The following is a 21,139-nucleotide window of genomic DNA, read 5'->3' on the forward strand; positions in this document are numbered from 1 at the left end:
CGTACGACGGATTCCGTCGTCGGCGCGGGCTTCGCGGACGTCCGTCGGGCGAGCCCGGCGACACCGGGTCCTTCCGGCCCCTCCTGACGGCGGCCCGCCCGGACGGCCCCGCTACAGTCACCGCCCATGACGACTCTTGATCAAGGTTCCTTCGTGGTCCACGTCCCCGACGCCGAGCTGGAGCCCGAGCCGCTCGACCCCGCCCAGATCGTCTCCGGCGACCCGGTGGTGACCGGCAAGGTGCTCTGGGAGTCCCCGGACGGCTCGCAGGTGCGCGGCATCTGGCAGATCACCCCGGGCGTGGTGACGGACACCGAGGCCAACGAACTGTTCGTGGTGGTCAGCGGGCGCGCCACGGTGGCCGTCGAGGGCGGGGCGACGCTGGAACTCGGCCCGGGCGACGCGTGCGTGCTGCGGGAGGGCGACCGTACGACGTGGACGGTGCACGAGACGCTGCGCAAGGCGTACCACATCTGCGGCTGACCATCGGGCGGGCGCCGGCCGCACCCGGGCGTACGGCCGGCGCCCGCACCGCTCACGGCCGTACGGCCCGCCGCACCGCCAGTGCGGCCAGCGGCAGGAGCAGGGCGGCGCCGACCGCGTTGAGCCAGCCGTAGCCCGCGTTCGCCACGACCACCCCGGCGGTCACGCCGCCGATCCCGGCCAGCGCGTTCATCGTCAGGTCGGACAGGCCCTGCACGGCGGCGCGGGCGGCGGACGGCACCGAGTCGGTCAGCAGCGCCGAACCGGACACCAGACCCGCCGACCAGCCCAGGCCCAGCAGGAACAGGCCCGCCGCGGTGCGCCCGTGGCTCGCCCCCGCGGTGCCCGCGAGCAGCGCCGCGCAGCACAGCAGGCCGACCGCGAGGCCGATCACCGAAAGACGGCCGAGCCGGTCCGACAGCCAGCCCATCACCGGCGAGAACGCGTACATCCCCGCGATGTGCCCGGAGATCACCAGGCCGATCAGCTGGATGTCCGCCCCGTGGTGGCTGAGCGCCACCGGCGTCATCGACATGATCGACACCATCGCGGTGTGCGACAGCGCCACGGTCACCAGCGCGAGGCGGGCCATCGGCGAGCGCCGCACCGCGCGCACCCCGGCCCGCAGCGACCGTCCCTCGGGCGAGGCGTCGTCGGCCGGGTGCAGCGCACGTGCGGCCAGCAGCGGATCCGGCCGCAGCAGTACGAGGACGAGGACGGCCGACACCAGGAAGACCCCGGCCGCCCACAGGAACGGCCCGGCCGCCGCGGGGATGCCGAGCCCCACCACGCTGCGGCCCGCGGGCGCCGCGATGTTCGGCCCGAGCACCGCGCCGATCGTCGTCGCCCACACCACCGTCGAGATGGCCCGGCCGCGCCGCTCCGGTTCGGCCAGGTCCGCGGCGGCGAACCGGGCCTGGAGGTTGGCCGAGGAACCCGCGCCGAACCCGGCCATGCCGAGCAGCAGCAGCGGGAAGCTGTCGAGCACGGCCGCCACGACGACCGTCCCGGCGCCCAGCGCCCCCACCAGATAGGCGAGGACCAGCCCCGGCCGCCGCCCGCGCGCCGTCATCAGCGCCGCCAGCGGCACCGACAGCACGGCCGTCCCGGCGACCGTCGCGGTCGGCGCGAGCCCGGCCAGCGCCTCCGTGCCGCTGACCTCCTGGGCGAGGACGGCGGCCAGCGCGATGCCGGTGGCGGTGCCGAGGCCGCCGAGGATCTGGCTGGCGATCAGCACGGCGGCCGTCCGCCGCCGCAGCGCGGGCAGCGCCTCGACGCTGACGCCCCGGACCTCTTGGCGCACCGCGCTCATCCCCCGTACGCCCGTCCGCCACCGACGGCCGCCGTCCCCGGGCCCACCCGGTGCGCGGCGCCGGGGGAGGGGACGGTGGCAGGGGCGGGGCCGGGGGGCACGGGTATCCGGTGCGGCGGGGCGGCGGAGGCGTCTTGGGCTCGGGTCACTGGCGCAGTGTGCCGCAGGACCACCACGGCCGAACAGGGGTACGGGCCGGGGCGCGGGCAGAGGCGCGGTCGCGGGCCCGGCCGGACGAAGCCCCTGGCCGGAGGCCTGACGGCCCGTGTCGCTGCCTGCGCCCGGACCGGACCGCGGGTCCCGCTCCACCCGGCCCGTCAGGCGCCCCGGCCCCCGGGTGGGCGACCCGGTCCCTCGGGTACTCCGGCCCCCCGCCCCCTCGGCGCCCCGGCCCCCGGGTGGGCGCCCGGCTCCTCTGCGCTCCGGTTCCCGCCCCTCGGCGACCCGGTCCCTCAGAACAGCGGCTCCGGCAGCACCCCCTCCAGGGCCAGCAGACGGCGCTTGGTCTCCAGGCCGCCGCCGAATCCGCCCAGGCCGCCGTCGCTCTCCACGACCCGGTGGCACGGCACCACCACCGGCAGCGGGTTCGACCCCATCGCCACGCCCACCGCCTGCGCGGCGCCCGGCTCCCCGACCCGGCGCGCCAGCTCCCCGTACCCCACGACCGCGCCGAACGGCACCCCCGTCCACAGCTCGCGCAGCACCTGCCGGTTGAAGCCCGTCGTCAGCGACCAGTCGAGGGCCAGGTCGAAGGAGCGCAGGCCGCCGTCGAAGTACTCCCCGAGCTGGCGTATCGGCTCCGCCAGCCGTCCCGCCGCGTCCTGCGAGGGCCGCGCGCCGAGCCGCTCCCGCAGCTGCTCGACGGCCCGCTCCCGCACCGCGGGACCGGCGTGGAAGAAGACGCCCACCAGCCCCTCGCCGGTGGCCGCGAGCAGCAGCGGGCCGACGGGGGACCCCACGGTGGACCACTCGAAGCTCTTCATGCCGACCACCGTACGACCGCCCACTGACAACGCCCCGGGCCCGCCGGACCGGAGCCGGAGCCAGAGCCGGACGACCGCCCGGGTATCGGACCGGAATCCGGACGACCGCCCGGATACGGCCCCCACGCTGCCCGGACCGGCAGGAGATCACGACGCGAACGCAACCACCCACACCAGACCACCGTGCGCAACCCGTCCGAACAGCTGTCGACAAATTACCGCCGGGTTATATGCAGGCGGGTTTCCGCCGCTCTACCCTCGCCCCGGCGGGGGCACATGGGGCGAAGGGCGTACAACCATGCACGACGCGGTGGACGGTTTCAGCTACGGCGCGGTCACTCCGGTGGTGGCCTTCCTCATGGCGTCGCTCGGCGGGGCGCTCGGGCTGCGCTGCACCACCAGATCGCTGCGCAACCGCGGCAGCTTCAAGCCGGGCTGGCTGGCCCTGGGCGCCACCTCGATCGGCTCCGGCATATGGACCATGCACTTCATCGCCATGATGGGCTTCCGCGTCGAGGGCGCGCCGGTCGGCTACGACCCCGCCACCACGTTCGCCAGCCTCGCCTGCGCGATCGTCATGGTCGGCGTGGGGATCTTCGTCGTCGGCTACCGCGGCGCCACCCCCATGGCGCTGGTCACCGGCGGCACCATCACCGGCCTGGGCATCGCCACCATGCACTACCTCGGCATGACCGGAATGCGCCTGCCCGGACGCCTGGAGTACGACACCGCCACCGTCGCCCTCTCCGTCCTGATCGCGGTCGTCGCGGCCACCGGCGCCCTGTGGGCGGCCGTCACCATCCGCGGCTTCCTGCCCAGCCTCGGCGCCAGCATGGTCATGGGGATCGCCGTCAGCGGCATGCACTACACCGGCATGGCCGCCGTCAGCGTCCACCTGCACGGCAGCCCGTCGCCCGCCGACACCGACCCGGCCACCTCCCTGCTGGTGCCCATGCTGATCGGCCCCGCCGTCTTCCTGGTCCTCGCGGGCGTCGTCGTGATGTTCGACCCGCTGCTCGTGCTGGGGGAGCCCGACTGGCAGACCCCGCGCGGCCTGGCCGTGCCGCGCCCCTCGCTGCCCGCCCAGCGCGGCGCCGGCGGCTACGGCGAGCCCGCCCACTGGTCCGCCCGGCGCCCGGCGCACCGCGGCAACGACTGGTGAACGCCGGGCCCTGACCCGCCCCGGGAGCGGGCGCGGAGCCGTTCGGAGCCCCGTTGTCAGTGGCGGGTCGTACGGTGGATCCATGCGGCCCGTATCGAAGATCGAACGTTCGGTGGCGCCTTTCGAGGTCGTCAGCTCCTACCAGCCCAGCGGTGACCAGCCGGCGGCCATCGCCGACCTGGAGCGCCGCGTGCGCGCGGGCGAGAAGGACGTGGTCCTGCTCGGCGCCACCGGCACCGGCAAGTCGGCGACGACGGCCTGGATGATCGAGAAGCTCCAGCGCCCCACCCTCGTCATGGCACCGAACAAGACGCTGGCCGCCCAGCTGGCGAACGAGTTCCGCGAGCTGCTGCCCAACAACGCCGTCGAGTACTTCGTCTCGTACTACGACTACTACCAGCCCGAGGCGTACGTCCCGCAGTCGGACACCTACATCGAGAAGGACTCCTCCATCAACGAGGAGGTCGAGCGGCTGCGCCACTCCGCGACCAACTCGCTGCTCACCCGGCGCGACGTCATCGTGGTCGCCTCCGTCTCCTGCATCTACGGCCTGGGCACCCCCCAGGAGTACGTGGACCGGATGGTGGAGCTGAAGGTCGGCGACGAGATCGACCGCGACCAGCTGCTGCGCCGCTTCGTCGACATCCAGTACACGCGCAACGACCTGGCCTTCCAGCGCGGCACCTTCCGGGTGCGCGGCGACACCATCGAGATCTTCCCGGTCTACGAGGAACTGGCCGTGCGCATCGAGATGTTCGGCGACGAGATCGAGGCGCTGTCCACGCTGCACCCGCTCACCGGCGAGGTCATCAGCGACGACACCCAGCTGTACGTGTTCCCCGCCAGCCACTACGTGGCGGGCCCGGAGCGCATGGAGAAGGCGGTCAACGGCATCGAGAAGGAGCTGGAGGCCCGGCTCGCCGAGCTGGAGAAGCAGGGCAAGCTCCTGGAGGCCCAGCGCCTGCGCATGCGCACCACGTACGACATCGAGATGCTGCGCCAGATCGGCTCCTGCTCGGGCGTGGAGAACTACTCGCTGCACTTCGACGGCCGCGAGGCCGGCTCCCCGCCGAACACGCTGCTCGACTACTTCCCCGAGGACTTCCTCCTCGTCATCGACGAGTCCCACGTCACGGTCCCGCAGATCGGCGCGATGTACGAGGGCGACGCCTCCCGCAAGCGCACCCTCGTCGACCACGGCTTCCGGCTGCCCTCCGCGCTCGACAACCGCCCGCTGAAGTGGGAGGAGTTCCAGAAGCGCATCGGCCAGGCCGTCTACCTGTCGGCCACCCCGGGGCAGTACGAACTCTCCCGCGGCGACGGCTTCGTCGAGCAGATCATCCGCCCCACCGGCCTCGTCGACCCCGAGGTCGTCGTCAAGCCCACCGAGGGGCAGATCGACGACCTGGTGCACGAGATCCGCACCCGCGTCGACAAGGACGAGCGCGTCCTGGTCACCACGCTCACCAAGAAGATGGCCGAGGACCTTACCGACTACTTCCTCGAACTGGGCATCCAGGTCCGCTACCTGCACAGCGACGTCGACACGCTGCGCCGCGTGGAGCTGCTGCGCGAGCTGCGCGCCGGTGAGTACGACGTCCTGGTCGGCATCAACCTGCTGCGCGAGGGCCTGGACCTGCCCGAGGTGTCCCTGGTAGCGATCCTCGACGCCGACAAGGAGGGCTTCCTGCGCTCGGGCACCTCCCTGATCCAGACCATCGGCCGCGCCGCGCGCAACGTCTCGGGCCAGGTCCACATGTACGCCGACAAGATCACCCCGGCGATGGAGAAGGCCATCGACGAGACCAACCGCCGCCGGGAGAAGCAGATCGCCTACAACCAGGCGAACGGCATCGACCCGCAGCCGCTGCGCAAGAAGATCAACGACATCGTCGCGACCATCGCGCGCGAGGAGGTCGACACCGAGGAGCTGCTCGGCACCGGCTACCGCAAGGGCGCGAAGGACGGCAAGGGCGCCAAGGCCCCGGTGCCCGCGCTCTCCAAGGCAGCGAAGAAGGCCGCCAAGGCGGGCGGCAAGACGGGCGAGGTCCTCACCGACCGCCCCGCCACCGAGCTGGCCGGGCTGATCGAGGAGATGACCGACCGGATGCGCGCCGCCGCCGCCGACCTCCAGTTCGAGGTCGCCGCCCGGCTGCGCGACGAGGTCGGCGAACTCAAGAAGGAGCTGCGCCAGATGAAGGAGGCGGGCCTCGGCTGAGGGCCCGCCCGCGGGACCCGCTCGCGCGTCCCGTGCACGGGCCTGACCACCGGGCCTGACCGCCGGGCCCGCGCACGGGACGCGGCCGGGGGCGTGTGTTGCAAGACCGACACAAAACGCGCCCCGGCCTGCTGCCCCCGTGTCGGGTCTGCATAAGGTTCGGAACACACCGCGCGCAGCAAGCGGTCGCGGGGATCGCAAGGGAGAGGGGACAGCGCGTGACGGTCAACATGACCAAGGGTCAGGCCATCAGCCTGCAGAAGAGCGACGGGGGCACGCTGACCGCCGTGCGCATGGGGCTCGGCTGGCAGGCCGCCCCGCGGCGGGGCCTGTTCGGGTCGCGCACGCGCGAGATCGACCTGGACGCCTCGGCGGTGCTGTTCGCCGACAAGCAGCCGGTCGACGTGGTGTTCTTCCGCCACCTCGTCAGCGACGACGGCTCGGTCAAGCACACCGGTGACAACCTGGTCGGCGGCGCCGGCCAGGGCGGGGACGACGAGGCCATCCTCGTCGACCTCCAGCGCGTCCCGGTCCACATCGACCAGATCGTCTTCACGGTGAACTCCTTCACCGGCCAGACGTTCCAGGAGGTGCAGAACGCGTTCTGCCGGATCGTCGACGAGACGAACGGCCAGGAGCTCGCGCGCTACACCCTCGACGGCGGCGGCCAGTACACCGCGCAGATCATGGCCAAGGTGCACCGGGCCGGCTCCGGCTGGCAGATGACCGCCCTGGGCAACCCGGCCAACGGCCGCACCTTCCAGGACCTGATGCCGGCGATCCTGCCGCACCTCTGAGGCACCGGACCCCCTTCCGGGGTCCCGGCACCGCACCACGGCTCCCGACGGGCACCCGCCCGCCGGGAGCCGCACCGCACCACCGACGCGACACGGCAGGACGACGGACTATGGGGGACAGTCGATGAGCGCCGAGCTGGTCCGGGGGCAGAACCACCCCCTGCCCGAGACCCGCCTCGAGATCCGGATCTCGGCCGGTACGCCCGTCGTGGCCGGTGCCACCCTCGGCGACGAGCACGGCAGGCTGGCCGGCCCCGAGCAGGTCGTCCACCCGGCCGCGCCGGCCCTGCCCGGCCTCGAGGTCTCCCGGCAGGCCGCCGCCGACCACCGCCTTGCCGTCGACCTCGACGCCCTCGCCCAGGACGTGCACCGGGTCACCGTGCTGCTCGCCCTGCCCCAGGGCACCGGCGGCCCCGCCCGGTTCGGCGCCGTCGCCGCCCCCTTCGTCGCCGTCACCGGCCTGGACGGCACCGAGGTCGCCAGCTACACCGTCACCGGCCTCGACAGCGAGTCCGCCGTCGTCGCCCTGGAGCTCTACCGACGGCAGGGCGCCTGGAAGGTCCGCGCCGTAGGCCAGGGGTACGCGGACGGGCTCGCCGCGATGCTCGCCGACCAGGGCCTGCCCCAGGCGGCCCGGCTCGCCGCCGACATCCAGGAGGCCGTCGCCGCCGGCATCGCCCGCTCGGTCGCGGCGCCCCCGGCCCGTACGGCGGACACCACCCGGGTGCGCGTGGCCGACACCACCGGCGCGCCCGAGACCACCGGCGCCCCCGGCGCCGCGCCCGCCGACGCGACCACGGCCCCCGCGCCCGCCCCGCAGCAGCCCGACCCGGTGCCGCCGCAGCCCGCCGGCGGCGGACCCATCAGCTACGCGCACCCGGGCCGCCAGACCTCCGCGCCCCCGTCGCCGCCCCCCACCGCGCCCCCGGCCGCCCCGGGGCAGCCCGCCCAGCCGGTCGCCGGGGACGCCACCGGCTGGTCCATGGACGAGCGCCTGTACAACCAGGTGTGGGGCATGTTCGAGGACCTGGCCCGCACCACCGCCGCGTACCGCAGCGCCGTCGACTTCGCCGAGTCCCGCATGGACCAGGAGCTCGACCGCGCCCTGTCCGACTTCCGCGGCCGCAACCAGGGCGGCAACGACGCCGCGCGCCAGGAAGCCCGCGCCAGGCGCGACGAGCTGGCCGCCCGGGCCCGCGAGGTCCTCGACCGCGACCTGGCGCAGCTCACCGCCGAGTCCGAGGTCGTCGAGCCCGCCCTGCCGCCCGCCTTCGCCTGCTGGGACAACCCCGTCTGGCACGCCTACCGGGTGCCCATGGAGGTCCCCATGGCGCTGCGCCTGGGCGACCTGCACCTGCCGGAGCGGCCCGAGCTGCGCATCCCGATGCTGGTCCGGCTGCCGCTGGAGCGCGGCCTGTGGATCGACAGCGGGCGCGGCCGCTCGGAGGCCGCCGCGTTCATGGACGAGGCCCAGCTGCGCGCCCTGGCCATGGACACCGCCGTCGCCATCGCCGCCCGGCTGCTCGCGGTCCACCCGATGGGCGAGTTCTCGGTGCACGTGATCGACCCGGCGGGCTCGGCCGTGCGCTCGCTGGCGCCGCTGACCGGCGCGGACGTCCTGGCCACGCCGCCCTCCGCGGGGGCGGCCGGGGTCTCCTCGGTGCTGGCCCGGCTGACCGAGCGGGTGGACCTGGTGCAGATGGCGGTGCGGGCCAAGGCGGCGGACGCGCTGCCGCCGCACCTGGACACCGCCGAGCAGCTGCTGATCGTCAACGACTTCCCGCACGGCTTCGACGACCGCGCGGTCACCCAGTTGCGCTACCTCGCCGACGAGGGCCCTTCGGTCGGCGTGCACCTGCTGATGGTCGCCGACCGGGAGGACGCCAGCGCGTACGGGCCGGTGCTCGACCCGCTGTGGCGCTCGCTGCTGCGGATCACGCCGGTCCCCGACGACCACCTCGCGGACCCGTGGGTGGGCCACGCCTGGACCTACGAGCCGCCGCTGGCGCCGCCGGGCAGCCAGGTGCTCGGGCAGGTCCTCGACCAGGTGGCCAGGGCCCGCAGGACCGGTAGCCGCTGACGCGCGGTCCGGGGCGCTCCGGGGCCCGGGCCCGTTCGCCCCCGCCCCGGCCGGCCGCCCGCCGGGACCATCGGCCCTGCCCGCCCGGGACCGACGTCCCTTGACGAAGCAACCCCTTCTACCTGCGGTTTTGGAGTCTCTTTTACCTTTTCCTTTACCTTTCCTTGGTGTTTCGGGTACTGTTCTTCACGCGGAGGGGAGTACTCCCGTACGCGGCGTTCCCGTCAATACGGACCGACCAGGTCCCGGGGCGTCGGCCCGGCCCGCGACCCGCCCCGCGCGGGGCGCTCGGGTGGAAGAGACCTCCGGCAGCGACGACGCTGATCAGTAGCCGTACGACGCCGGAGGCGCAGTGGACGTATCGATGACCCTGTGGGTGCTGACCATTCTTGGTCTGAGCGCCCTGATCGCGGTCGACTTCTTCATCGGGCGCAAGCCCCACGACGTGTCGATCAAGGAAGCCGGCATCTGGACCGTGGTCTGGATCGCCCTCGCCGTCCTCTTCGGCCTCGGCCTGCTGGTGTTCGGCACCGCACAGGCCTCCGGGGAGTTCTTCGCGGGCTTCATCACCGAGAAGTCGCTCAGTGTCGACAACCTCTTCGTCTTCGTCCTGATCATGGCGAAGTTCTCGGTTCCCACCCACCTGCAGCAGCGCGTCCTGCTCATCGGCGTGCTCATCGCCCTGGTGCTGCGCGCCATCTTCATCGCGGCGGGCGCGGCGATCATCGCCAGCTTCTCGTGGGTCTTCTACATCTTCGGCGCGTTCCTCATCTACACCGCCTGGAAGCTCATCCAGGAGGCGCGCTCCGACGAGGAGGAAGAGGAGTTCGAGGAGAACCGCCTCCTGAAGTCCATCGAGAAGAAGTTCGGCGTCGCCGACCGGTACCACGGCACCAAGCTGTTCATCCGGAACAACGGCAAGCGCGTCCTGACCCCTCTGATGGTCGTCATGCTCGCCATCGGCACCACCGACGTGCTGTTCGCGCTGGACTCCATCCCGGCGATCTTCGGCCTCACCCAGGACCCGTACATCGTCTTCACCGCGAACGCCTTCGCGCTGATGGGCCTGCGCCAGCTGTACTTCCTCATCGGCGGACTGCTCAGGAAGCTCGTCCACCTCAGCTACGGCCTGTCCGTCATCCTCGGCTTCATCGGCGTCAAGCTCGTCCTGCACGCCCTGCACGAGTCCGGCGTCAGCGTCCCCGAGATCTCCATCCCGGTCTCGCTGGCCGTCATCTGCGGCGTCCTGGTCATCACCACGATCACCAGCCTGATCGCGTCCAAGAAGCAGGCCGAGCGGGAGGCCGCCGAGGCCGCCGCGACCGGCTCCGGGGACTCCCAGAACAAGGACAGCGTCGGAGCCTGACCCCGGCCCCTCCCGGGACCCCGGCCCCGCCCGGAGCCCGGTCCGGCCCGCCGGCCGTCCCCGCCCGCCCGAGCCGCCCCCGCCCCGCGTCCCGCGCGCGGCGGGGGCGGCGCGCGTCCACCACGGCGTCGCTCACACCGCCACGGCCGGCGCGCCCTCCACCTCCCGCACCGGGGCCGGCCGGGTCTCCGGCAGCAGCGCGAAGCAGCCCAGGCTCAACAGCGCCATCCCGGTCAGGTAGGCCGCCACGCCCCACGGCGGCCCGCTCCCGTCCGACAGCGCCGTCGCCACCACCGGCGTCAGCGCCCCGCCCAGCACCCCCGCCAGGTTGTAGCCCACCGCCGCCCCCGTGCACCGCACCCGCGGCTCGTACAGCTCCGGCAGGTACGCCGCGACCACCGAGAACATCACCACGAACGCCAGCAGCGCCCCCAGGATCCCGGCGAACATCAGCAGAGGCTCCGCCGTCGCCAGCAGCCCCACCATCGGGAACATCCACAGCGCGCACGCCGCGCACCCCGCCAGGCAGAGCGGACGCCGCCCGTAGCGGTCCCCGAGCAGCGCCACCAGCGGCGTCACCGCCCCCTGCACCGCCACCGCCGCCATCACGCACACCAGCATCGTCGTACGGTCCACCCCCAGCCGGGTCGTGCCGTACGAGAGCGCCCAGGTCGAGACCGAGTAGAACACCGCGTACCCCACCGCCAGCGCCCCCGCCGTCAGCAGCACCAGGCGCCAGTGCCCGCGCACCACCTCCACCAGCGGCAGCCGCGCCCGCTCCCCGAGCTCCTCGAACCGCGGGCTCTCCGCCAGCGACGAGCGCAGCAGCAGCCCGCCCGCCGCGAGCAGCCCGGCGCCCCAGAACGGCACCCGCCAGCCCCACGCCTGGAACTGCGCGTCGGTCAGCAGCGACGACAGCGCCAGCATCACCCCGTTCGCCAGCAGGAACCCCACCGCCGGGCCCGTCTGCGGAAAGCTCGACCACAGCACCCTCCGGTGCGCGGGCGCGTGCTCCACCGTGAGCAGCACCGCCCCGCCCCACTCGCCGCCGAGGCCCAGCCCCTGCAGGAAGCGCAGCGACAGCAGCAGCACCGGGGCGGCGATGCCCAGCGTCTCGTACGACGGGACGCAGCCCACCCCGACGGTCGCCAGGCCGGTCAGCAGCAGCGAGGCGAACAGCACCGGCCGCCGCCCGTACCGGTCGCCCACGTGCCCGAAGAGCACCGAGCCCAGCGGCCGGGACAGGAACCCGACCGCGAACGTGCCGAACGCGGCCAGCGTCCCCGCCAGCGGCGAGAACGTCGGGAAGAACAGCGGGCCCAGGACCAGGGCGGCCGCCGTCCCGTACACGAAGAAGTCGTAGAACTCGACGGCGGTCCCGGCCATTGAGGCCAGGGCGAGCCGCCGCATGGACGATGCCGATGATGACGGAGAGTGACTGTGGCGCATGCCGCGCCACCTACCCCGCCCCGGGCCGCGCTACGGGAGCGCGCGGAAGCGCCCCAGGTGGTGAAGGGTACGTCCGCGCTCCCGTACCGGCGGAGCCGCCGACCGTCCGGTCACGCCCCGTACACCTTCCCCGCAAGCGGCCCGGGTACGTCCCTCCGCGCCCTTCCACGTCCCCCTGGACAAGCCCCTCAGTCTGGACGGGCCCCTCAATACGTGACGACTCAGTACATGACGACGACCCGCCGGCTCTCGCCGTCCACGCGTATCAGCCCGCCGTACGGCAGCACCAGCTGAGGATCCGTGTGCCCGAAGTCCACGTCGAACACCGCCATCGTCTCCGGCGCGTACTCCGCCAGCGCCCGCTCCACCGCGGCCCGCTGCTCCGCCGCGTACCGCGCGGACTCCTCGCGCGACCTGGGGGAGTGCACGAACCAGGTCTTGGGCCGCGCCATCAGGAGCGCCGGGAAGCGCCGCAGCAGACCCCGCTCGCCCATGCAGCGCAGCACCCGGAACACCTCGGTGGCCGGGGGCATCTCCTCCGAGGTCTCCAGGAACAGCACCCCGCCGTCGTACGCCGACTCGTCCGGGGCGATCTCCCGGTCCGCCATCAGCAGCCACGACAGGATCTCCAGGTTGCCGCCCCAGCCCCGGCCCTCCACCACCCGCGCGGGCCCGTGCCAGGACCAGCCGCCGCCCGGCTCCGTCTCCGGCTCGGCCGCGAACGTCTCCGGATCGGCCCAGTCCCGCTCACGGTCCCGGAACCGCCGCGCGGGCCGCAGTTCGTAAGGCCCCGAGGTGAACAGCGCGGCCCGCAGCGACTCCTCGGTCAACGGGTCCATCGCGCCCGGCCGCCCGAACTCGACCATCACCGAGCCGCCGTGGTAGCCGACGATCCCCGACGCGCTCAGGTACGCCAGCAGGTTGGTGTTGTCGCTGTAGCCGAAGAACGGCTTGGGGTTGGCCCGGATCAACTCCCGGTCCAGGTGCGGCAGTACGGTCAGCTGGTCGTCGCCGCCGATGCTCGCGATCACGGCCTTCACGGTCGGGTCCGCGAACGCCGCGTGCAGGTCGTCGGCCCGCTCCCGGGCGGACGCCCCCATCGTCCGGGTCGCCGGGTACTCCACCGGCACCAGCCCGAAGTCCTCCCGCAGCCGCCGCAGGCCCAGCTCGAACGGCAGCGGGAACAGGCCCGGCAGCCCCGCGGACGCCGAGACGACGGCGACCCGGTCGCCGGGGGACGGCTTGGGCGGGTAGGCGGGCAGCGGACCAGTGGGCTGGATCATGGAGCCACGCTAGTCGCCGCCCGCCCCGGAACACATCCGGGTTTTCCCCGGTCAGGGCCCTGACCAGTCCCGTACGGGACTCCCGGCCGGGCCCGTACGGGACTTACCAGCCGCGCTCGCGCCACTCCGCCACGTGCGGGCGCTCGTCGCCCAGGGTGGTGTCCTTGCCGTGCCCCGGGTACACCCACGCCTCGTCCGGCAGGACGTCGAAGAGCTTGGTCTCGACGTCGCGCAGCAGGCTCGCGAACGCCTCCGCGTCCTGCCAGGTGTTGCCCACGCCGCCGGGGAAGAGGCAGTCGCCGGTGAAGACGTGCGGGTGGCCGTGCGGGTCGTCGTAGACCAGGGTGATCGACCCCGGAGTGTGGCCCACCATCCGCCGGGCGGTCAGCTCCACCCGGCCCACCCGGATCACGTCCCCGTCCTCGACGGGCACGTCCGTGGCGACCGGGATGCCCTCCGCGTCGTACGCGCCCGCGTACGTGCGCGCGCCCGTCGCCGCCACCACGTCGGCGAGCGCGCCCCAGTGGTCGCCGTGCCGGTGGGTGGTGACGACGGACGCGATGCCGTCGTCACCGATCAGCGTCAGCAGGGTCTCCGGATCGCTCGCCGCGTCGATCAGCAGCTGCTCGCCGGTGGCCCGGCAGCGCAACAGGTACGCGTTGTTGTCCATCGGGCCGACCGCGACCTTCGAGATCATCAGGTCCGTCAGCTCGTGCACGTCCGCAGGACCGCCGACCTTCACCGCTCCGCTGTACGTCATGTGCCGAAGCCTATAGCGGCGGAAGTACGGGCAGGGGGCCGCCCGCACACTTCAGTTCCGACCCGTCCCGGCGGCCCGCGAGCCAGCCGAGCAGGGCGGGGGCGGAGCCCGTCACGGTCACCTCGTCGCCCTCCGTGCCGCCGGTGCGCCACTCGTCCCCGCCGTCTGCCACCGCGCGCGTGGGCGGCACCGAGGCGTTGCCCGAGAAGCGGTCGGCCAGGAAGGCGGCGTAGTGCCGCACGAAGTCCTCGGGCAGGTCCTCCAGCTCGTAGCCCACGCCCAGGTCCACGTGGTGCAGCTCGACCTCGGCCAGCCGCCGGAAGGGCACCCGGGAGGCGCTGTCGGTGACCCCGTTGCGCAGCTCGACCGTGCGCGACCAGTCGGCCGGGACCTCGCCCAGCGCCCGGAAGCGGTCCGCGCTCGTCCGTACGTCCTCGAGCTGGACGTCGGCCGGGCGGGGCGCGTCGCGCTCGATGTCGGCGTCGCGCGCCTCGGCGCTCGGGTACATCGGCCGGCCCTGGAGGACGTTCACGAGGGCGTCGGCGTTGCGGGCGACGTGGGCCAGGACGTGGCCGCGGCTCCAGCCCGGCAGCCGTGACGCCCGGGCCGCCGCCGCGTTGTCCATCTCGGCGACCGCGCTCAGGAGCCGGTCGGTGGCTTCGCGTAGGGACGCCAGGTCACGTGTGTGATCGATCATGAGCCTGACAGTAGCGCCGCCACACCTTCGGGTGAAGGTGGCCGAGGAGGGCCGTAAATCGAATGCGCGTGCTATAGGCTCGGCGGAGGCATCCTTGGTTGTTGGGCATTCACCGATCGAGCGCCCCCCATAGTCTGGGACGGGGCTCCTGGAGCCTCCCCGCTTCTCTTCAGAAGCCTCTCTCAAGAAAGGTGCGGACCGGCGTGGCCGACCGTCTCATCGTCCGTGGCGCGCGCGAGCACAATCTCAGGAACGTCTCGCTCGACCTCCCCCGCGACTCGCTCATCGTCTTCACCGGCCTGTCCGGTTCGGGCAAGTCCTCCCTCGCGTTCGACACGATCTTCGCGGAGGGCCAGCGCCGGTACGTGGAGTCGCTGTCGTCGTACGCCCGGCAGTTCCTCGGCCAGATGGACAAGCCGGACGTCGACTTCATCGAGGGACTCTCGCCCGCGGTCTCCATCGACCAGAAGTCGACCTCGCGCAACCCGCGCTCCACGGTCGGCACCATCACCGAGGTCTACGACTACCTCCGGCTGCTCTTCGCGCGCATCGGCAAGCCCCACTGCCCCGAGTGCCGCCGCCCCATCACCCGGCAGTCGCCCCAGGCCATCGTCGACAGGGTCCTGGAGCTGCCCGAGGGCAGCCGCTTCCAGGTCCTGTCCCCGCTGGTGCGCGAGCGCAAGGGCGAGTTCGTCGACCTGTTCGCCGACCTCCAGACCAAGGGCTACAGCCGCGCGCGCGTGGACGGCCGGACCATCCAGCTGTCCGAGCCGCCCACGCTGAAGAAGCAGGAGAAGCACACCATCGAGGTGGTCATCGACCGCCTCACCGTCAAGGACTCCGCCAAGCGCCGGCTCACCGACTCCGTCGAGACCGCCCTGTCGCTGGCCGGCGGCATGGTCGTGCTGGACTTCGTCGACCTCCCCGAGGACGACCCCGAGCGCGAGCGCATGTACTCGGAGCACCTGTACTGCCCGTACGACGACCTGTCCTTCGAGGAGCTGGAGCCGCGCTCCTTCTCCTTCAACTCGCCCTTCGGCGCCTGCCCGGACTGCACCGGCATCGGCACCCGCATGGAGGTCGACCCGGAGCTGATCGTCCCCGACGAGGACAAGTCCCTCGACGAGGGCGCCATCCACCCCTGGTCGCACGGGCACACCAAGGAGTACTTCGGACGCCTCATCGGCGGCCTCTCCCAGGCCCTCGGCTTCCGCACCGACATCCCCTGGGCCGGACTGCCCCAGCGCGCCAAGAAGGCCCTGCTGTACGGACACAAGACCCAGGTCGAGGTCCGCTACCGCAACCGGTACGGGCGCGAGCGCGCCTACACCACCCCCGCCTTCGAGGGCGCCGTCCAGTTCGTCAAGCGGCGCCACACCGAGGCCGAGAGCGACTCCAGCCGCGAGCGCTTCGAGGGCTACATGCGCGAGGTGCCCTGCCCCACCTGCGAGGGCACCCGCCTCAAGCCGATCGTCCTCGCCGTCACCGTGATGGAGCGGTCCATCGCGGAAGTCTCCGCCATGTCCATCAGCGAGTGCGCGGACTTCCTCGGCCGGCTCACCCTCAACGACCGCGACAAGAAGATCGCCGAGCGGGTCCTCAAGGAGGTCAACGAGCGGCTGCGCTTCCTCGTCGACGTCGGCCTGGACTATCTCTCCCTCAACCGCGCCGCGGGCACCCTCTCCGGCGGCGAGGCCCAGCGCATCCGGCTGGCCACCCAGATCGGCTCCGGCCTCGTCGGCGTCCTCTACGTCCTCGACGAGCCCTCCATCGGCCTGCACCAGCGCGACAACCACCGGCTCATCGAGACGCTGGTCCGGCTGCGGGACATGGGCAACACCCTCATCGTCGTCGAGCACGACGAGGACACCATCAAGGTCGCCGACTGGGTCGTCGACATCGGCCCCGGGGCCGGCGAGCACGGCGGCAAGGTCGTCCACTCCGGACCGCTCAAGCAGCTGCTCACCAACAAGGAGTCCATCACCGGGCAGTACCTGTCCGGCAAGCGCAGCATCCCCACCCCCGACCTGCGCCGCCCGGTCGACCCCACGCGCCGGCTCACCGTCCACGGCGCCCGCGAGAACAACCTGCGGGACATCGACGTGTCCTTCCCGCTCGGCGTCCTCACCGCGGTCACCGGCGTCTCGGGCTCCGGCAAGTCCACCCTCGTCAACGACATCCTCTACACCCACCTCGCCCGCGAGCTCAACGGCGCCAAGACCGTCCCCGGACGGCACACCCGCGTCGAGGGCGACGACCTGGTCGACAAGGTCGTCCACGTCGACCAGTCGCCCATCGGCCGCACCCCCCGCTCCAACCCCGCCACCTACACCGGCGTCTTCGACAACGTCCGCAAGCTCTTCGCGGAGACCACCGAGGCCAAGGTCCGCGGCTACCTGCCCGGCCGGTTCTCCTTCAACGTCAAGGGCGGCCGCTGCGAGAACTGCGCGGGCGACGGCACCATCAAGATCGAGATGAACTTCCTGCCCGACGTGTACGTCCCCTGCGAGGTCTGCCACGGGGCGCGCTACAACCGGGAGACCCTGGAGGTCCACTACAAGGGCAAGTCCATCGCCGAGGTCCTCGACATGCCCATCGAGGAGGCCCACGGCTTCTTCGAGGCCGTGCCGACGATCGCCCGCCACCTCAAGACGCTCAACGAGGTCGGCCTCGGCTACGTGCGCCTCGGCCAGTCCGCGCCCACCCTCTCCGGCGGCGAGGCCCAGCGCGTCAAGCTCGCCTCCGAGCTCCAGAAGCGCTCCACCGGCCGCACCGTCTACGTCCTCGACGAGCCCACCACCGGTCTGCACTTCGAGGACATCTCGAAGCTGATCAAGGTGCTCTCCGGGCTCGTCGACAAGGGCAACTCGGTCATCGTCATCGAGCACAACCTCGACGTCATCAAGACCGCCGACTGGGTCGTCGACATGGGCCCCGAGGGCGGCAGCGGCGGCGGCATCGTCATCGCCGAGGGCACCCCCGAGCAGGTCGCCGGCGTCCCCGCCAGCCACACCGGCAAGTTCCTGCGCGACGTCCTGGGCGCGGACCGGGTCAGCGACGCCTCCGTGCCCGCCGCCCGCAAGCGCGCCCCCAGGAAGACGGTCGCCGCCACCGCCACCGCGACCAAGGCCACCGTCACCAAGAAGGCCGCCCCGGCCAAGAAGACGGCCGCGAAGAAGACGGCCGCCGCCGAGAAGGCGGCCCCCGCCAAGCAGACCGCGGCCAAGAAGACGGCGACCGCCAAGACCGCGACCGCCAAGAAGGCCGCCCCCGCCAAGAAGGCCCCGGCCCGCAAGACCACCACCCGGGCCCGCAAGGCCTGAGCGGACGCGCCCCACGGACGGGCCCCGGCACCCCCACCAGGGTGCCGGGGCCCGGCCCGTTCCCGGCCGCCCCGGACCCGTACGGCACCGGCCGCCCCGGACCCGTACCCCCACGCCCCCAGGGCGCCCGAACTGCGGGGCGTGCCCGCCGGAACTACGCTGACCCGGGGGACGGCTCCCGAAAGGCCACCCGACATGAAACGACGCAGCGCCATATCCGGCCTCGCCGGGATCGCGGCCCTGCTCCTCGCCGCACCGGCCGCGCCCGTCCACGCCGCCCGGGACACCCCCGACCTCGCCCGCTTCTACCAGCAGGAACCCCGCTGGAGCGGCTGCCGGGACAACCCCGAGCTCAAGGACATGCAGTGCGCCGGGCTCACCGTCCCCGTCGACTACGCGCACCCCGCCGACGGCACCATCGAGATAGCCGTCGGCCGCTACCGCGCCACCGGCCCCGCCGACCGCCGCACCGGCTCCCTCGTCTTCAACTTCGGCGGCCCCGGACAGTCCGGCCTCACCGGCCTGGCCGGCGCCCGCGCCGACTACGCCGAACTCGGCAAGCGCTACGACCTCGTCAGCTTCGACCCCCGCGGCGTCGGCCGCAGCGCCGCCGTGAAGTGCGGCAAGGACGACGGTGGGGACAGCGAAGAGGGCGGCGGCGACAGCGCCCCCACCACCCCCGCGGAACGCACCCGCGCCGTCCAGGAGCTCAAGGACCACGCCGCCGCCTGCCGCAAGAACACCGGCAAGGTCATCGACCACATCGGCTCCATCAACGCCTCACGCGACATGGACGTGCTGCGCCGGGCCCTCGGCGACGACAAGCTCAACTACTTCGGCACCTCCTACGGCACCCGCCTGGGCGCCGTGTACGCCAGCCAGTTCCCCGCCACCACAGGACGCTTCGTCCTCGACGCCGTCGACACCCTCACCGACGACGCCCGGCAGTCGGCCCTCGCCCAGGCCAAGGCCTTCCAGCGCTCCCTCGACACCTTCCTCGCCGGCTGCGCGACCCAGGGGAACCGCTGCCCCCTCGGCACCACCCCGCAGGCCGCCGCCGCCACCCTCGACCGGCTCGTGGCCAAGCTCGGCCGCAGCCCCGTCAAGGACAAGGCCGGCGACGCCTTCACCACGGCCGACCTGCGCACCGCCCTCACCAACTCCCTCTACAGCGCCCAGCTCTGGCCCGCGCTCGCGGTCGGCCTCCAGCAGCTCGACCAGCACGACGACCCCGGCGTCCTCGCCGAGATCAACCGGGTCTTCGCGGGCGAGGACGCCGACGGCGACAAGAAGGACAAGTACGACAACAGCCAGCTGGCCATCCTCGCCATCAACTGCGCCGACGACCCCGTGCGCGCCGCCGACCCCGCCGCCGAACTCGCCGCCGTGCAGAAGGAGTTCACCCAGGCCTCGCCGGTCTTCGGCGACGAGCTGGCCGGCGCCGCCGTCTCCTGCACCGGCTGGCCCAAGGGCACCGACTACATCCGCGACATCGACCGCACCGAAGGGCCCGACATCCTCCTCGTCGGCACCAAGGGCGACCCCGCCACCCCCTACCAGTGGACCGGGGAGACCGCCCGGCGCCTCGGCAACACCACCGTCCTCACCTACGAGGGCGAGGGCCACGGCGCCTACTCCGCCTCCGCCTGCGTGCGCCAGCGCGTCGACACGTACCTCCTGGAGGGCAAGCTCCCCGACCCGGGCGACTCCTGCCCGCCCGAGCAGCCCATGGACGCCGACGGCTGAGCCCCGGCCACGCACGTCACCGGTATACGTCAGCCCGGCAGCTCACCGGCGTACGGAGGCTCCGCGCCGGTACGCGAACACGTCACCGCCGCCGCCCGCGCCGCGAACTCCAGCACCCGCGGCCAGTCCGGCTCCCCGCCGCCCACCAGGCGGTGCAGCAACGCCGCGTTGACCGTGTCACCCGCCCCGATCGTGTCCACCACGTCCACCGCCACCCCCGGCACCGAGAACGACCCGCCGCCCCGCGTGCGCACCGTCAGCCCCTCCGCGCCCCGCGTCAGCACCACCGCGCCCGGCCCCTCGGGCACCCCGCCCAGCCAGTCCGCGTCCTCCTCGGACAGCTTCAGCAGCGAGACGTACGGAAGCCAGCCCTCCAGCCGCCTGCGGTAGGCCGCCGGGTCCGCGATCAGGCCGGGCCGCACGTTCGGGTCGAGCAGCGTGAACACCCCGCGCCCCGCCTCCCGCCGCAGCAGCGCCTCGTACGCGCTCGCCCCCGGTTCGAGCACCAGGGAGCAGGTGCCCAGCGCCAACGCGCGCGTGCCCGCGGGAAGCTCGGGCGGCAGCTCGAACAGGCGGTCGGCCGTGCCCTCGGCGTAGAACGAGTACCCCGCCGAGCCGTCCGGGCCCAGCGAGGCCACCGCGAGGGTCGTCGGCTCCGGGCCGCGCTGCACCAGCGACACGTCCACCCCGGAGGCCCGCAGCCGCGCCAGCAGCGTCTCCCCGAAGCCGTCGGTCGACACGCGCGAGCAGAAGGAGACGGGAGAACCCAGACGGCCCAGCGCCAGGGCGGTGTTGTACGGGCCGCCACCGGGCCGGGGCGACAGGGCCGCACCCGGTTCGATGCCGTGCCGTTCGAGGGGGACCAGGTCGATCAGGGACTCACCGGCGACGACGATCACGGACCGAACGTAGCCCATGCGCGGGGGAGCGTAAACGGCGGAGGTATCGTCGGACCGCACGCGAACCTGATCCACTGGAGAGCCCATGTCCGGCAGCCAGCCCGCCGCCCGCCGAACCGTCCTCAAGGGCGTCGCACTCGCCGGAACGGCCTCCTTCGCGGCCGCCGCCTGCTCCACGGAGTCCAAGCTGGGCCACGCCGAGACGCCGACCCCGACCGCCCCGGTCGACCTGGGCGCGGCGGACGAGGTCCCGGTCGGCGGGGCCAAGCTCTACCGCGAGCAGCGGGTCCTGGTGTCGCAGCCGGCCAAGGGCGAGTACAAGTGCTTCAGCGCGCAGTGCACCCACGCGGGCTGCGTGCTCGACAAGATCGAGGACGGCCACGGGAACTGCCCGTGCCACGGCAGCCGCTTCGACGTGACGACCGGCAAGGCGGTGAAGGGCCCGGCGACGGTGCCGCTCCCCGAGGTCCCGGTCAAGCTCCAGAACGGCAAGCTGGTGGCGGGGCCTGACGCCTGACGCCTGACGCCCGGGCGGCGTCGCGCTGGCGTCTGACGGCTGGCGTCTGACGGCTGGCCAAGGT

The 21,139-nt window shown here is 73.0% G+C and carries 16 protein-coding genes; 9 read left to right on the top strand and 7 right to left on the bottom strand.

Annotated features, from left to right (window positions below; translation table 11 throughout):
• Positions 1-126 precede the first annotated feature (126 nt).
• On the top strand, positions 127-483 hold the full coding sequence (locus ABT160_RS10935; RefSeq protein ID WP_351646223.1) for a cupin domain-containing protein: 357 nt from the start codon (positions 127-129) through the stop codon (positions 481-483).
• Between the two features lie 52 nt (positions 484-535).
• Here the strand turns inward: ABT160_RS10935 and ABT160_RS10940 are convergent, their stop codons facing one another.
• Positions 536-1,795 carry an MFS transporter gene (locus ABT160_RS10940; protein ID WP_351646225.1) on the bottom strand — a complete coding sequence of 420 codons (1,260 nt, stop codon included), beginning with the start codon at positions 1,793-1,795 and terminating at the stop codon, positions 536-538.
• A gap of 452 nt (positions 1,796-2,247) precedes the next feature.
• Entirely contained in the window at positions 2,248-2,778 is a 531-nt protein-coding gene (locus tag ABT160_RS10945; RefSeq protein ID WP_351646226.1) for a methylated-DNA--[protein]-cysteine S-methyltransferase, read from the bottom strand.
• A gap of 298 nt (positions 2,779-3,076) precedes the next feature.
• Between ABT160_RS10945 and ABT160_RS10950 the strand changes: the two genes are divergently transcribed.
• From ABT160_RS10950 to ABT160_RS10970, 5 genes are all read left to right on the top strand, one after another.
• Positions 3,077-3,940, top strand: a complete 864-nt coding sequence (locus tag ABT160_RS10950) for an MHYT domain-containing protein (protein WP_351646228.1) — start codon at positions 3,077-3,079, stop codon at positions 3,938-3,940.
• 82 nt (positions 3,941-4,022) lie between these two features.
• Positions 4,023-6,158 carry an excinuclease ABC subunit UvrB gene (gene uvrB / locus ABT160_RS10955; protein ID WP_351646229.1) on the top strand — a complete coding sequence of 712 codons (2,136 nt, stop codon included), beginning with the start codon at positions 4,023-4,025 and terminating at the stop codon, positions 6,156-6,158.
• 218 nt (positions 6,159-6,376) lie between these two features.
• Positions 6,377-6,955 (top strand): TerD family protein, encoded by a 579-nt coding sequence (locus tag ABT160_RS10960; RefSeq protein WP_351646231.1) that lies wholly within the window; start codon positions 6,377-6,379, stop codon positions 6,953-6,955.
• 124 nt (positions 6,956-7,079) lie between these two features.
• Entirely contained in the window at positions 7,080-9,035 is a 1,956-nt protein-coding gene (locus tag ABT160_RS10965) for a TerD family protein (RefSeq protein WP_351646233.1), read from the top strand.
• 352 nt (positions 9,036-9,387) lie between these two features.
• The gene (locus tag ABT160_RS10970; protein WP_351646234.1) at positions 9,388-10,401 is read left to right on the top strand and encodes a TerC family protein; all 1,014 of its coding nucleotides are present in this window, start codon (positions 9,388-9,390) and stop codon (positions 10,399-10,401) included.
• 132 nt (positions 10,402-10,533) lie between these two features.
• Here the strand turns inward: ABT160_RS10970 and ABT160_RS10975 are convergent, their stop codons facing one another.
• From ABT160_RS10975 to ABT160_RS10990, 4 genes are all read right to left on the bottom strand, one after another.
• Positions 10,534-11,811 carry an MFS transporter gene (locus ABT160_RS10975; protein ID WP_351646236.1) on the bottom strand — a complete coding sequence of 426 codons (1,278 nt, stop codon included), beginning with the start codon at positions 11,809-11,811 and terminating at the stop codon, positions 10,534-10,536.
• A gap of 260 nt (positions 11,812-12,071) precedes the next feature.
• A complete protein-coding gene (locus tag ABT160_RS10980; RefSeq protein ID WP_351646238.1) occupies positions 12,072-13,133 on the bottom strand; it encodes a S66 family peptidase in 1,062 nt (353 codons plus the stop codon).
• A 103-nt stretch (positions 13,134-13,236) separates the two neighbouring features.
• Positions 13,237-13,893: an MBL fold metallo-hydrolase gene (locus ABT160_RS10985; RefSeq protein ID WP_351646240.1), complete on the bottom strand. Its 657-nt coding sequence runs from the start codon at positions 13,891-13,893 to the stop codon at positions 13,237-13,239.
• A 10-nt stretch (positions 13,894-13,903) separates the two neighbouring features.
• On the bottom strand, positions 13,904-14,590 hold the full coding sequence (locus ABT160_RS10990; RefSeq protein WP_351646242.1) for a maleylpyruvate isomerase family mycothiol-dependent enzyme: 687 nt from the start codon (positions 14,588-14,590) through the stop codon (positions 13,904-13,906).
• 203 nt (positions 14,591-14,793) lie between these two features.
• On the opposite strand from ABT160_RS10990, the gene uvrA reads away from it, so the two are divergent.
• The gene (uvrA, locus tag ABT160_RS10995; protein WP_351646243.1) at positions 14,794-17,913 is read left to right on the top strand and encodes an excinuclease ABC subunit UvrA; all 3,120 of its coding nucleotides are present in this window, start codon (positions 14,794-14,796) and stop codon (positions 17,911-17,913) included.
• Between the two features lie 195 nt (positions 17,914-18,108).
• Positions 18,109-19,659 carry an alpha/beta hydrolase gene (locus tag ABT160_RS11000; RefSeq protein WP_351646245.1) on the top strand — a complete coding sequence of 517 codons (1,551 nt, stop codon included), beginning with the start codon at positions 18,109-18,111 and terminating at the stop codon, positions 19,657-19,659.
• A gap of 29 nt (positions 19,660-19,688) precedes the next feature.
• Here ABT160_RS11000 and ABT160_RS11005 read toward each other — a convergent pair whose 3' ends face one another.
• Positions 19,689-20,558, bottom strand: coding sequence for a carbohydrate kinase family protein (locus ABT160_RS11005; RefSeq protein WP_351646291.1), 870 nt, complete (start codon positions 20,556-20,558; stop codon positions 19,689-19,691).
• 85 nt (positions 20,559-20,643) lie between these two features.
• Between ABT160_RS11005 and ABT160_RS11010 the strand changes: the two genes are divergently transcribed.
• A complete protein-coding gene (locus ABT160_RS11010) occupies positions 20,644-21,075 on the top strand; it encodes a Rieske (2Fe-2S) protein (protein ID WP_351646247.1) in 432 nt (143 codons plus the stop codon).
• The last annotated feature ends 64 nt before the right edge of the window (positions 21,076-21,139 follow it).

It is taken from the genome of Streptomyces sp. NPDC001941, from assembly GCF_040296945.1.
Classification (GTDB): domain Bacteria; phylum Actinomycetota; class Actinomycetes; order Streptomycetales; family Streptomycetaceae; genus Streptomyces.

What these genes read in the sequence shown, in the direction of transcription:
- uvrB (WP_351646229.1), top strand. Translation starts at nt 4,023, where the DNA reads ATGCGGCCCGTATCGAAGATCGAACGTTCGGTGGCGCCTTTCGAGGTC.
- ABT160_RS10990 (WP_351646242.1), bottom strand. Translation starts at nt 14,590, where the DNA reads ATGATCGATCACACACGTGACCTGGCGTCCCTACGCGAAGCCACCGAC.
- ABT160_RS11000 (WP_351646245.1), top strand. Translation starts at nt 18,109, where the DNA reads ATGAAACGACGCAGCGCCATATCCGGCCTCGCCGGGATCGCGGCCCTG.
- ABT160_RS10950 (WP_351646228.1), top strand. Translation starts at nt 3,077, where the DNA reads ATGCACGACGCGGTGGACGGTTTCAGCTACGGCGCGGTCACTCCGGTG.
- ABT160_RS10980 (WP_351646238.1), bottom strand. Translation starts at nt 13,133, where the DNA reads ATGATCCAGCCCACTGGTCCGCTGCCCGCCTACCCGCCCAAGCCGTCC.
- ABT160_RS10940 (WP_351646225.1), bottom strand. Translation starts at nt 1,795, where the DNA reads ATGAGCGCGGTGCGCCAAGAGGTCCGGGGCGTCAGCGTCGAGGCGCTG.
- ABT160_RS10945 (WP_351646226.1), bottom strand. Translation starts at nt 2,778, where the DNA reads ATGAAGAGCTTCGAGTGGTCCACCGTGGGGTCCCCCGTCGGCCCGCTG.
- ABT160_RS10965 (WP_351646233.1), top strand. Translation starts at nt 7,080, where the DNA reads ATGAGCGCCGAGCTGGTCCGGGGGCAGAACCACCCCCTGCCCGAGACC.
- ABT160_RS11010 (WP_351646247.1), top strand. Translation starts at nt 20,644, where the DNA reads ATGTCCGGCAGCCAGCCCGCCGCCCGCCGAACCGTCCTCAAGGGCGTC.
- ABT160_RS10985 (WP_351646240.1), bottom strand. Translation starts at nt 13,893, where the DNA reads ATGACGTACAGCGGAGCGGTGAAGGTCGGCGGTCCTGCGGACGTGCAC.
- ABT160_RS10935 (WP_351646223.1), top strand. Translation starts at nt 127, where the DNA reads ATGACGACTCTTGATCAAGGTTCCTTCGTGGTCCACGTCCCCGACGCC.
- ABT160_RS10975 (WP_351646236.1), bottom strand. Translation starts at nt 11,811, where the DNA reads ATGCGGCGGCTCGCCCTGGCCTCAATGGCCGGGACCGCCGTCGAGTTC.